8 protein-coding genes and 1 tRNA gene are annotated in these 12,716 nt (G+C 46.9%); 7 read left to right on the top strand and 2 right to left on the bottom strand.

Features of this window, described 5'->3' with window-relative positions:
• Positions 1–421: 421 nt before the first annotated feature.
• The 3 genes from FHS60_RS08450 (at position 422) to FHS60_RS08440 (ending at position 6,966) form a co-directional block, all read left to right on the top strand.
• Positions 422–3,121 (top strand): calcium-translocating P-type ATPase, PMCA-type, encoded by a 2,700-nt coding sequence (locus tag FHS60_RS08450; protein WP_183697638.1) that lies wholly within the window; start codon positions 422–424, stop codon positions 3,119–3,121.
• A 588-nt stretch (positions 3,122–3,709) separates the two neighbouring features.
• A complete protein-coding gene (locus FHS60_RS08445) occupies positions 3,710–5,524 on the top strand; it encodes a hypothetical protein (protein ID WP_183697635.1) in 1,815 nt (604 codons plus the stop codon).
• A 50-nt stretch (positions 5,525–5,574) separates the two neighbouring features.
• Positions 5,575–6,966, top strand: coding sequence for a DUF5723 family protein (locus FHS60_RS08440; RefSeq protein WP_183697632.1), 1,392 nt, complete (start codon positions 5,575–5,577; stop codon positions 6,964–6,966).
• A 259-nt stretch (positions 6,967–7,225) separates the two neighbouring features.
• Here the strand turns inward: FHS60_RS08440 and FHS60_RS08435 are convergent.
• Both FHS60_RS08435 and FHS60_RS08430 read right to left on the bottom strand, forming a co-directional pair.
• Positions 7,226–7,298: transfer RNA gene (locus FHS60_RS08435), tRNA-Lys, on the bottom strand.
• A gap of 98 nt (positions 7,299–7,396) precedes the next feature.
• Positions 7,397–8,539 carry an AI-2E family transporter gene (locus tag FHS60_RS08430; RefSeq protein WP_183697629.1) on the bottom strand — a complete coding sequence of 381 codons (1,143 nt, stop codon included), beginning with the start codon at positions 8,537–8,539 and terminating at the stop codon, positions 7,397–7,399.
• 209 nt (positions 8,540–8,748) lie between these two features.
• Here FHS60_RS08430 and rsmI point away from each other — a divergent pair, with 209 nt between their 5' ends.
• From rsmI to FHS60_RS08410, 4 genes are all read left to right on the top strand, one after another.
• Positions 8,749–9,456 (top strand): 16S rRNA (cytidine(1402)-2'-O)-methyltransferase, encoded by a 708-nt coding sequence (gene rsmI / locus FHS60_RS08425; protein WP_221189661.1) that lies wholly within the window; start codon positions 8,749–8,751, stop codon positions 9,454–9,456.
• A gap of 70 nt (positions 9,457–9,526) precedes the next feature.
• Entirely contained in the window at positions 9,527–10,405 is an 879-nt protein-coding gene (locus FHS60_RS08420; protein WP_183697626.1) for a Cbp1 family collagen-binding glycoprotein adhesin, read from the top strand.
• 7 nt (positions 10,406–10,412) lie between these two features.
• Entirely contained in the window at positions 10,413–11,003 is a 591-nt protein-coding gene (locus tag FHS60_RS08415; protein WP_183697622.1) for a hypothetical protein, read from the top strand.
• A gap of 134 nt (positions 11,004–11,137) precedes the next feature.
• Positions 11,138–12,460: an MATE family efflux transporter gene (locus FHS60_RS08410; RefSeq protein ID WP_183697619.1), complete on the top strand. Its 1,323-nt coding sequence runs from the start codon at positions 11,138–11,140 to the stop codon at positions 12,458–12,460.
• Positions 12,461–12,716: the final 256 nt, after the last annotated feature.

The raw sequence follows: 12,716 nt of genomic DNA, 5'->3' as shown, positions 1-12,716 counted from the left end.
TATTGCATATTTTAGCCCTGCACAGTGATGTGCGGGGCTTTTTATTTCTATAAACTTTTTGAGTAATTCTCAAATTCTCCATTTTTCTTTTGTAAAGGTTTGCGGATTTTATTTAGAATTATTGCTGTCCGGTAAAAGTTTACACACTTTTTCGGACATTACCTTTTATTATCCTCTTTTCCTTAAAAGCTGTGCGACACCGAAGAAGTAGGATAGTTTACGCGCCTTCAACGGATGTGTACAATTTTTCTCCAAAACAAGTCTTTTGCTCTTCCTGCTCCTCTTAAAAAAAACTTGCTACCTGTCGCACATTCTGAGGCTTAAAATCATAAATAACATTTCACTGTTGTAACTTTTTTGAGGGCTCTTCACTTTTCGGATGAAAGTTCCGTAACTTTGCCTTTTTCTATACGATTTTATAATGACTACAAAATCATTTTCTGCGGGACTTACCGATGAGCAAGTGCTGGAAAGCAGGCGCGTACATGGCGATAATGTCTTAACGCCAGCAGCCAGGGAATCACTCTTCCGTAAGTTTCTTCATAAGTTTCAGGACCAACTCATCATTATCTTGCTCGTAGCAGCCTCCTTGTCCATACTTGTTGCGTGCTATGAGTTTTTTGTATTCGACTTTGGCGTTTCCATTTTTTTCGAGCCGTTAGGCATTGTCATAGCCATTCTTTTGGCCACAGGCTTGGCCTTTTATTTTGAGGTGCGCGCAGAACGTGAGTTTGCCGTACTCACGCAGGTCAACGACAACATCCCTGTGCGCGTAGTGCGCAACGGACATAACCATTCCGTGCCCCGTCGCGATATCGTCGTGGGCGACTTTGTACTGCTCGATACGGGCGATGACATCCCCGCCGATGGAACTCTGCTGTCAGCCAATAGTTTGAAAGTCGACGAAAGTACGCTGACGGGCGAACCCATCTGTTCCAAAACCACTCACACCGAACTTTTCGATGCCGAGGCAACGTTTCCCTCCAATCGCGTGCTGCGCGGTACGAAGGTGATGGAGGGCAACGGTAGTTTTCTCGTAGAAGCCGTTGGCGACCATACGGAGAACGGCCGCGTTTTCCGTGCTGCCCAAATCGACAATGGGGAGCAAACACCCCTCAGTAGGCAGCTCGACAAACTCAGCATCTTCGTTTCCCGCGCCAGTTATGTCTTGGCCGCCCTCATCCTGGTGGGACGCACGGTGGAGTACTTCCTCTCCGCTCCTCCCACGTTCAATTGGATTTTCTTTGCAGGGTATCTCCTTTCCAGCATCATGATAGCCGTCACCATCATCGTAGTGGCTGTTCCCGAAGGCCTCCCCATGGCCGTCACGCTGAGTCTGGCCTATAGTATGCGCCGCCTGCTCAAGGCCAACAACCTCGTGCGCCGTCTCCACGCCTGCGAAACGATGGGCGCCACCACTGTGATTTGTACCGACAAAACCGGAACGCTCACCGAGAACCGTATGCGCGTGGCTCATGCCGAGGTGCTAGCAGAAGCTTGCTTTGCCGAAGCCCTCGCTGTCAATTCCACCGCCACGCTCGATGATACCGATGCCGACCATATCCAAGTGCTCGGCAACCCCACCGAAGGCGCGCTTCTACTCTGGCTTTCCGAGCAGCATCACAACTATGAAGCCCTGCGTTCTGCGGCAGCTGTCGTCGATCAGATACCTTTCTCCACTGAGCGCAAATATATGGCCACGCTCGTCCAGTCCTCAGTTGACCATCAGTGGCATATCTATCTGAAAGGAGCAACGGAAATTCTCTTCCGCTTCTGCCCCCTGCTCGATAGTTTCCGCCAACAATCCATCCTCCAGACTCTCCTTTCTTATCAGCAGCGTGCTTTCCGCACGCTCGGCTTTGTAGATATTGCTTTCTCCTCCCAAGAGACTGCTGAAACCGAACTCTCTGCTCTTCGCCACAGCGGCACGCTCATAACGGCCGATACAGCCGTGCTCACCAGCACCTTTCAGGGCTATGTGGCCATCTCCGATCCCGTTCGCGCCGAAGTGCCCGCCGCCATTCGTTGCTGCCTCGACGCCGGCATTGGCGTGAAGATAGTCACGGGCGACACCCTCGGCACCGCACGCGAGATAGGCCGACAAGTGGGTATCTGCTCCAATGCCGATTCTGCGCAGGCTTTCATCACCGGTCCAGAGTTTGCCGCTCTCAGTGATGAAGAGTTGATAGAACGCGTAGCCCATCTGAAAGTCATTGCTCGCGCTCGCCCGATGGATAAGAAGCGATTGGTTGAAGCGCTGCAAAAGCGCGGCGAGGTAGTGGCCGTTACGGGCGATGGTACCAATGATGCTCCTGCTCTGAAAGCGGCTCATGTGGGTCTCTCCATGGGCGACGGTACGAGTGTGGCTAAGGAAGCGAGCGACATCACGATTATCGACAATTCGTTTAGCTCCATTGTTAACGCCGTCATGTGGGGACGCTCGCTCTATAAAAATATCCAGCGTTTCATTCTCTTCCAGCTCACCGTCAATGTGGCCGCCTGCCTCATTGTTCTCATAGGCTCGTTTATGGGCACACAAAGTCCGCTCACCGTCACGCAGATGCTGTGGGTTAATCTCATTATGGATTCCTTTGCCGCTGTGGCTTTGGCTTCTCTTCCGCCTTCTGCTGATGTCATGAAAGAACGTCCGCGCGCTCGCGAAACCTTTATCATCACGCCCGCCATGCGGTGGAATATTCTGCTCACGGGATTTGCCTTCACAGGTATCCTACTCGTAGCCCTCTATGTGCTGAAACATTTTTATGTCTACAGTTTGTGCTCCTTGCCCGAATCTTTCTCTTTAGTGAGAGCTACGGGCGGCAATCTGCTATCTGACTATGAGTTGAGCCTCTTCTTCACCTTCTTTGTTCTGCTCCAATTCTGGAATTTGTTCAACGCCCGCAGCTTCGCCACCTCTCAAGTGTGGCCGCGCCTCCGTGGTTGCCGCGGTTTCTTCCTCATTGCCAGTTTCATTCTGCTGGGGCAGGTGCTCATCGTGAGCTTTGGCGGCTCACTGTTCTCTGTTGCACGGCTTTCGCTCTCCGATTGGTTGTTGCTTCTCGCTGCCACTTCTGTCGTTCTCTGGGTGGGAGTCGCTCTGCGCGCCGTTCGGAAGTCGTAAATAATTCCGTAAATATAACGGTGCGAGAATCGCGCGAAAGTCATCGCTTCTCCCACCGCTCGTTTTTGTAGCACTCTGGAAAAGTGCCTTTCCTAAGGGTGTCCGTCGATACAATAAGGCTATCGGCGGACATCCTTATTGTATCCGCCGACGCAATAAGGATGCTGGCTGACGCAATAAGGATATTGACGACCAAAGCAGGGCGTGAAAATCGATAAAACTGCACAAATCGCCTCAAAAAACTCCTTGTTCTCCTCATTTTCTCCCGGGAACGCATCTTTTTCCTTATTCCATCCTTCTGAGTTCTTATGAATCGCATCGTTCCCTCTTTTCTTCCGTTCTATTTCTCCAATCTGTATTGTCAACAAAAGACCGCTTTTTCTGTTCCCTATATTTTATTCTGAGCGGTATCGCACTAATTTTTGCAGCATATCTTACCACTAAAAAAGCAATACTGAAGAAAGTTAAAAAGATTAAACCAAAAAAACTGTGAAAAGTTGCAACATTGAATTAAAGAGTATATCTTTGCCAAAACAACTCATCTAATTAACTTTTATCTAAGAGTATAAACCAAACAGAATAAACTTTATGAAACAAAACTCTTTAAGGTGTAAGAGTCCGAGAGGACTTTTCCCTTGTTTGTTATTATGTGCTGCACTAACAGCCTGTGTAGATGATAGCTACGATCTTTCTAAGAACGTAGATATGACGATGGCTTTGGGAACTAACGGGTTGCAACTTAAATTGGGCTCAACAGAGAAAATTATGTTGAATGACATTCTCGAGGTGGATAGCCACCTAAAGACGGATGCTACCCGTATGTATTACTATGTACAAGGTGGAACGACGCAGACAAACTTTCAAATAAAGAATGTTAGTTCTTCTTTCAACGCTCTGCATTTGCTTCCTGAGAAAACATTGCTGGACTATGCCACAGCAACTAATTTCTTTTCGCCCATAGGTGGTAGTGTGACCATTCCTGCTACTTCCGTACTGCCAACTTTGTCTACAAAGGGCAAAGCCTCCCTCAAATATACGGTGAAGAATCTTTCGAGCGACATCGTACAGGTCAAGAAAATTTATCCCGTGGATGGTACGAAAGTGTCACTCTCTTTGCGCCTAACGCAGGCAACATCTATGGCGCTTGTTTTTAAGAGCCTGAAGAATTTCAAAGTGGTTTTGCCAGATTTTCTCGAACTAACGAATCCTCAGGGCGGTACCATAAGTGGAAATGTATTTACTTTAACTAATCGCGACAACATCGGGAAAACTTCGCTCTACATTGGTGAGGCCACCGTGCGCAGCGTGACGCTGAAGGGCGACAAAGGAAAGGTGAACAAGCAAAACCAACTGTTGCTGTCTGGCGATGTATCCATGAATGGTGATGTGATACTCCAAGCTACAAAGATGTTTAAAATGACACCAGAAGATAAGGCCGATGTGGTGCTGGATCTTGTGATGGGTGATAAAGGGGATAATTCTGTTCATGTGAGCAGTGTGATGGGACGCTTCGCCCCTATGATCAATCCCAACGTTAATAATATCCAAATTGCGGGTAATCTGCCTAATTTCCTCCAGGATAAGGAGGTCAATATAGAGGTAAAGAACCCTACGTTGAAGTTTACTACGAATTTCACAAAAATTCCTGCTTCTCTCAATCTTACCGCGCGTCTTCAGAGCATGACAGCAGGAGTGGCAGAAAATACAGTAGACCTTCCTGCCAGTGGGAAAGCTGAACTTGTTAAAGCACAGCAAAACACGCTCTATTTCTATCAAAATGCAGAGGCAGGTCCTTATGATCCTGCAGGAGTGGTAAAAGAAAGCAAGCAGTATCAAGTGAGCAATCTTTTAAGTTTAGTAAAGAAATTGCCCGATTATATTTCTGTCAACATGAAGGACGGTCGTCTGACACTGAAGGACGAAGACTGCACGCTGAAGATGGGACAAACCTATTCGGCGGCTATGGACTATAATTTCATCATACCGTTCAGTTTCGATAAAGGATTACGAATAGTTTACAACGACTCCATAGATGGTATGGGAAAGGAACTGCAAAAGTATCGCGCGGATAGTGCTGCTATTTCGGCAACCATTGTTAATACTATTCCGCTTGAACTCCAGTTGGTTGTTACTCCTGTTGATAAATACGGAAAAGTTATCAAATCTATTCATATCAATAATGCCGTAGTGAAGGCAGCAGAGGCAGCAGGACAAGAAAAGGCGACAGAGGTGGAACTCCTTATTCGTTTGGACAATCGCAACGATTTGGCGCGTTTGGACAAACTGCGCTTCCGCTTTGTGGGGGATGCTACAAAAACAGGCAATCTGATGTCTACGGAATATCTTGTGGTGAAAGATATTCGCTTCAAGTTGAAAGGCCAGATTGAAGGCAACTTCAACTGATATTGCTTATCCTGTACAATCATTCCATTTATTTTCAAAACTATTGCATTATGAAAAAAATCATTCAAAATACCGTGGTCGTTCTAACAATGGCTCTGGCCACAAGCCCCGTACTGGCGCAGGAGTTTCGCTCTTCTTATTTTATGCAGACCAGTAACTTTCGCCACCAGATGAACCCAGCCTTGTTGGATTCAGCCTATATGTCGCTGCCTTTCTTCGGACAATTCAATGTGGGGACTACGGGTAATATGGGCCTCGAAAAGTTTGTTTACAAACTTTCAGGAAATCCCAAATACGACCAAACGACTTTTATGAGCCCAACGGTGAGTAGCTCCGAATTTCTTGGAAAGCTCAAGAGTAAGAATAGAGCTGATGTTTATGTCAATTATAACCTCTTCTCAGTAGGCTTTAAGGCTTTCCAAGGTCTCAATCTCGTGGAGTTGAACGCGCGCTCCAATACTAATGTGCGCCTACCTTATGAATTGTTTGAATTCATGAAAACAACAGGTGCAAAGGAGCACTATCAGCTGAAAGATATCGGCCTGCGTAGCCAGACCTACCTAGAGTTTGCTTTGGGGCATACGCGCAAAGTGAACAAGCAACTGACCGTGGGCGGAAAGATGAAATTCCTCCTCGGAGCTGCTTATGCCGATCTCAATGTTGAGCAGCTCGATGTGACAATGAATGGCGACATGTGGCGCATACAGGGACAGGCCGAACTGAATACTGCTGTGCTGAAGAGCCAGTTTTCATACAAAGAAGGAAAGAACGATCCCAAAACAGGGCGCAAGCGTGTAGAGGGCTTGGACGATGTTTCTTTTAGTCTGCCAGGCTTTGGTATGGCGTTCGATTTAGGTGCTGTCTATAAAATCAATGAAGACTGGACGGTAAGTGCTGGTCTTACCGATTTGGGTTTTATTAGTTGGAGCAAAACAAAACGTGCAACCTCTGCGGGCGACTATACCTTTGCTGGTTTCAACAAGATAAAGGTGGAAGGTTCTGAAGCAGGCAGCAAGAAACTCGGGGATCAGTTTGAGGATTTGGGCGATGATCTCGGCGATATGTTTGCTCTCTACGACGATGGAGAAAAGGGCAAAACGCAGGCCCTTGCTGCAACGCTCAATCTGGGGGCTGAATACACGCTTCCGTCCTATCGCCCCCTTCGTTTTGGTTTCCTCTTCACCAGTAGGATTCATGGAGCTTATTCCTACCATCAGGGAATGTTCTCTGTGAATATCCGCCCCGTGAAAGCCATTGAGGCTTCGCTCAATACAACCGTAAGTTCTTCGGGCTGGATGGCAGGTGCTGCCGTTAGCTTCAAAGCTCCCCACTTCAATTTCTATGTGGGTGCTGACCGATTCCTTGGAAAACTTTCAAAACAGTATATCCCGCTCTCGAATTTCAATTCAAACATCACGTTTGGTATGACCATTCCATTCTAAGCAGGTTCTGCTGATTGATTCATCAAAAAAAGAATCGAGTAGGAGGAAAAGTAATTGCTTTTCTTTCTGCTCGATTTGCTGTTAAAGTCCTCTTCTTGTTTCTTCGCACCATTGCATTGTCGCGCACAAAAGTCAAAGTGTTAAACAGGTGGATGCTGTTCGAGAGAAAATAGCGTGAGAATAGGAGTCTGCGTGATACATTGTTTTCACCAACAAAGAAATACAAAAAAGAGGACTTCCTTTTGAGAAGTCCTCTAAGTGATCCGCTTGGGGCTCGAACCCAAGACCCCAACATTAAAAGTGTTGTGCTCTACCAACTGAGCTAGCGGATCGACCTAAGTGCCGTTAAGCGAGTGCAAAAGTAAGGCATGTTTTTGACACGACCAAGCCTTTGCGCATTTTTTTTAGCTTTTGAAGCGAAAATAGGCTTTTATTCGCTTTTAGATTCCGTGGAAAGTGAATTTTCAGTTATGCTTTCTCCCGTTTCTTCGGAGGAATTTTCCACGTTGCCTATGATGTAGCGATGGTAGTAGGAGATGCCCAAAGTTGTGATGGGTAAAGCGATGATGAGGCCTATGATGCCGAGCATATATCCCCAGACGGTGAGCGAGAGGAGAATGATGGCGGGGGACAATCCCATGATTTTTCCCATGACATGGGGCGTGACGATGGTGTCTTGCAGCACTTGAACCACAATGTAAACCAAAGCGACACCGCCGATAAGCAACCAGAAGTTTTGTCCTGTGTCGGCACAGCGCAGGAGTGCCAAAATCAAGGCAGGGACAATGCCCACCACCTGCAGATAGGGCACAAAACTAATCAGCCCGATGAAGCAGCCCAAGGCAATGGGCATGGGGAAACCGATGATCAAGAAGCCCACAGAAAACATAACGCAATTTGACAATGCCACAAGAGCCTGACCGCGGAAGTAGCCATTCATGCCGTGTTCGATATCGCCCACGATTTGCGCAGCAATCGTACGCTTCCCTTTGGGGATGAGATTGATCCACCCATCAGCGTATTTCTCATAATCGAGTAGGAGGAAGAAGAAATAGAGAATACCGATGAGCGACGACAATATGCTAACCACTACGCTTGCGGTAGACCATAGAACGTCCCACGCCTTGGGCAGTACGTTTTTTATGGCCGATTGAATGTCTTGCTGCTTGAGGAGATTCTCTAGTTGCAGTTCCTCTGCGTGCTGTCGCACAAAATTCTGTATAGTGTTGGGTAAAGAATCAGCATGGCGGCTTTCGTTTGTGATATATCGCATTGCAATATCTTTGAAGTTGCTCACTTCGTCCACAAAAGGCGGCACAATGATGAGGCCGATGGTTGTAATTACGCCGCCTATAAGAAGAAGCGTAAGAAAGATGCAGAGAATGCGACTTTTGAGGTGGCATTTTTTTTCTAAAAAAATGACAATGGGGTAGAGCATATAAGCAAACATCCACGCCACAAAGAACGGAATGAGCACAGCACTCAGATAACTGAGAATAAAATAGACAGCAACGATGCCTACCACAGCAAGCAATCCGCGCACGAAACGATCGAAATTTATCTCTTTATACATAGTCTGAAATGAAATACGTTTGTCAACAACTCTTGTCAACTATTCTGAAAAGTTAGGGTTGTTTGTGCCAAAATTAGAGAATTTATCTCAAAAAGCGCAAAGTCCATTTGTTTTGTTTGCCGAATTAAGGCATTTTCCATACATTTGCGTAGTAAAATGTACTGAGTGTTCTGGCAAACAGAATACTACAGAAGCTAAGCACAATAAGAATGCTGTATCTCATCCCGACTCCGGTTGGAAATTTAGAAGACATAACGCTGCGCGCTTTGCGGCTGCTCAAAGAAGTGGATCTTGTGTTGGCAGAAGACACTCGCACCAGCGGAATGTTACTCAAACATTTTGACATACACACCCGACTCTGTGCCCACCACAAGTTCAACGAACACCAAACCGCTGAGGCTTTTGCTGCGCGCATCGCTGCGGGCGAAAATATGGCATTGGTGACGGACGCAGGTACACCAGGTATTTCAGATCCTGGGTTCATGCTTGTTAGAGCCTGTGTGGAGAAAGGCGCAACAGTGCAATGCCTTCCTGGCCCAACGGCATTTGTTCCAGCCCTCGTTGCTTCCGGACTTCCTTGTGAGCGATTCACCTTTGAGGGATTTTTGCCGCAGAAAAAAGGACGGCAAACCCGCTTGAAAGAATTGGCAGAAGAGCCACGCACCATGATATTCTACGAATCGCCCTACCGCGTGGTAAAGACATTGGGGCAGTTCGTTGAGACATTCGGTGCCGAACGCCGTTGTTCCGCTTGCAGAGAGATTTCAAAAATCCACGAAGAAAGCGTGCGAGGCACTTTGGCGGAGGTATTGGCGCATTTCGAGGAGACAGAGCCGCGCGGAGAGTTTGTCATCATCGTTGAAGGCTACAATGCTCCGAAACGTTCAAAGAGAAAAGAGAAAGACGACGAAGCGTAACAAAAACGCGCGGGATTCGTCTCATAATTATAAACGCGGGAGTTTTGCTCCCATAAAGAAAACGGAAAATATGAAAAAGATTGCTATATGCCTTTTTGCAGCTCTCACCGTTATGTTGTGGAGCTGTGATACGAAGAAACAGAAAGAAGACGCTCAAGTGGACATCACGGCACAGCGTATCGACTCGCTGGAGAATGCTTTGGCGCAAGCTCAGAACGAGACCAATGATTTGATGGGTACTGTTGAGCAAATTCGCGATGGATTCACGGCCATCAATCAAGCTGAGAATATCATCACCACGCAGAGTGCAAAAGGCGAGAGTTCCAACCGTCAGGTCATTCTCAGTAATATGGCTCTGATTCAGAAGAAAATGAATCTCAACCGCGAACTCATCAAGAACTTGCAAGACCAATTACGGACTAGCAAATCTAGCAATGCGAAGATGAAGAGTACCTTGGAGCAAATGGTGGCCGATTTCCAGAAACAACTCCAAGAGAAGCAGGCACAGATCGATGAGCTTCGCGAAGAACTCAATGCAAAGAACATCAAGATCCAAGAGCAAGATAAGCAAATCAGCACGCTGAATCAGAACGTTAGCAACCTTTCGCAAGACAATGAGGCGCAAGCCAACCAGATTGCTGAACAAGATAAGGCAGCTCACACAGTCTACTATGTCTTCGGTACGAAGAAAGAACTCAAAGCTCAGAAGATTCTGCAGGACGGCGATGTGCTGAAGTCTAACGATTTCAACCGCGACTACTTCGCCAAAGTAGACTATCGTGTGAAGAAAGTGATTCCGCTCTACTCTAAGAGTGCGAAAATCTTAACCAATCACCCCGCCGGAACTTATCGTCTTGATCGTGATGCCAACAAGCAGTACACGCTGCGCATCACAGATTCCGACCGCTTCTGGAGCGTAAGTAAGTATCTGGTTATTATCGTAAAATAACATCAGCATGAAGAAGTCCGGTGTTCTTATCTTAGCATCTGTTTTGCTGCTAAGCAGCTGTGCTTCTAGTCGAATTGGAGGCGCAATGACCGGCGCCAATTTGGGCGGTGTGCTGGGTTCTGCTATTGGTGGTATTCTGGGAGGTCCTCGCGGTGCAGATATAGGCACTGTGGTAGGTGTTATTGGTGGCGGAGCTGTTGGAGCTGCTGCGACAGCGCCCAAGGATTCTCATCGTAGCGATAAAGGTTCTTGTTCCAATCGCGATGACGAAAGCTATGGCGTGGAGGTGAGAAATATTCAGTTCTATGATGCCAACAACAACCAAACCTTAGATGCTGGTGAAACGGCCACTCTGGTGATGGAGATCTATAATGAGACTGACAAGATGCTCTATAACATCACGCCGCAAATAGCTTGTAACAACAAGCGTGTGCGCATCTCTGCTCCAGCCACTATCATGAATTTAGAGCCGGGATGTGGTGTGCGTTATCGCGCTGTTATCACAGCCCCTCGCAAGTTGAAATATCAAGAAGCCATCTTCAGCATCGGCTTCAAAGGAATAACTGTACGGAAATTCAGTGTTGCCACCTCTCGGTAACGACCGAATTCTATACATAGAGAAAGCCCAAGGCGGATGTCTTGGGCTTCTTGCGGCAAAAAAGAGAAATAAAGCTCTCGCTGCTTGAAACGATTATAAAAACTTATCCGAAGCACTAATTTAATTTTATTCTTTTGAAATCTCATTACCTTCAAACTCTCAAACTTGGCTTTCCTATAGCCATCGGACAAATTGGCGTTATCATTCTTAGTTTTGCAGATACGATGATGGTGGGGCAATACAATACCCCGTCATTGGCTGCTGCTTCATTTGTCAACAACTTTTTCAATCTCATCACTTTCCTTATCATGGGCTATTCTTACGGCCTCACGCCGCTCATCAGTTCTCTCTACGGACAGCAGAAACTGCAAGAAGCGGGTGCTACGCTGAAGAACGCCCTTGTAGCAAACGGCATCTATGGTGGTTTGCTGGTGGGCATCATGGGATTTCTATATTTCTTCCTCAATTGCATGGGGCAACCGGCTGATTTGTTACCCCTCATTCGTCCTTACTACCTTATCATCCTCTTTTCGATGCTCTTTGTGATTGTTTTCAACACGTTGCGCCAATTCACCGACGGCACAACGGACACGAAAGCAGGGATGTGGATTCTGGTGAGTGGTAACCTCCTAAACATTCTCGGCAACTGGTTGCTCATCTTTGGCGTTGGCCCATTCCCCGAATGGGGACTTATTGGTGCGGGTGCATCAACACTGATTTCTCGTATATATATGGCCGTGGCTTTAGCAGGTGTAATTATGTACACCAAGCGCTATGCCATTTATCGGACGGGCTACCGCGCGCAGCGAATACTCTTCAAGGAGCTCAAGAGTATCAACGCCATTTCGCTCCCCGTTTCGTTGCAGATGGGAATGGAGACATTTGCTTTCACAGGTAGTGCTTTCATGGCTGGCTGGCTCGGCGAAATCCCTCTCGCAGCTTATCAGGTCATCATGACTATTAGTACGCTCGGCTTCCTTTTCTACTACAGTTTTGCAGCAGGTATGTCCATCCGCATTGCTACTTTCCATGGCACTGGCGACTGGGTACAGTTGCGCATGGCAGCTCGAGCAGGGCGCAACATTTTGTTGGGACTTGTCGTAGTAGCGAACTTTGTGTTTTTCTTTTTCACCGAGCCGCTCGTCCATTTCTTTACGCCCGACGCCAAGGTGACTGTGGCTGCTATGAGCCTACTCATTCCGCTCATGGTTTATCAGTTGGGCGATGCCGTGCAGATTTGCTACGCCAACGCCCTTCGCGGTACGGGAAACGTAATGGCCATGATGGGAGTGGCAGGTGTGAGCTATCTGCTCATAGGTCTTCCCGCAGGCTATGCTATGGGTTTCTGGCTTGATTGGGGCATTCAAGGCGTCTTCCTTGGTCTCCCCGTAGGTCTCTTCACCGCCTCTTTCTTTTTCGTCTATCTGTTTGCAAAGATTCTAAAGAAGCAAGCATAGCAAGCTAACCTCATGTGATAATCTCCGAACTGCGTTGGTATTTTTCTTTACTCATAAATACCAGTGCAATTCGGGGATGAATCTGTATTCGTATATACTCTCGTTTTATATTTTTGTGTTTTTATTTGGCCTTTCCGAAAAACTTTCTGTATTTTTGCGGTTGGCTATAACTACCATTGAATGAACGTATTAGAGAATTATAAGAATTTGCATCATCTTTCTTTATCCGCTAAAGATACATATATAGAGCTGTGGG

This window comes from Alloprevotella rava (assembly GCF_014195585.1).
Lineage (GTDB): Bacteria > Bacteroidota > Bacteroidia > Bacteroidales > Bacteroidaceae > Alloprevotella > Alloprevotella rava.
Note: the sequence above shows the minus strand (reverse complement) of the source record. Positions and strands in the feature narration are given on the sequence as shown.

Excerpts from the sequence above, each read along its gene's own strand:
- FHS60_RS08450 (WP_183697638.1), top strand. The coding sequence starts at position 422 with ATGACTACAAAATCATTTTCTGCGGGACTTACCGATGAGCAAGTGCTG.
- FHS60_RS08440 (WP_183697632.1), top strand. The coding sequence starts at position 5,575 with ATGAAAAAAATCATTCAAAATACCGTGGTCGTTCTAACAATGGCTCTG.
- FHS60_RS08415 (WP_183697622.1), top strand. The coding sequence starts at position 10,413 with ATGAAGAAGTCCGGTGTTCTTATCTTAGCATCTGTTTTGCTGCTAAGC.
- FHS60_RS08420 (WP_183697626.1), top strand. The coding sequence starts at position 9,527 with ATGAAAAAGATTGCTATATGCCTTTTTGCAGCTCTCACCGTTATGTTG.
- FHS60_RS08430 (WP_183697629.1), bottom strand. The coding sequence starts at position 8,539 with ATGTATAAAGAGATAAATTTCGATCGTTTCGTGCGCGGATTGCTTGCT.
- FHS60_RS08445 (WP_183697635.1), top strand. The coding sequence starts at position 3,710 with ATGAAACAAAACTCTTTAAGGTGTAAGAGTCCGAGAGGACTTTTCCCT.
- rsmI (WP_221189661.1), top strand. The coding sequence starts at position 8,749 with ATGCTGTATCTCATCCCGACTCCGGTTGGAAATTTAGAAGACATAACG.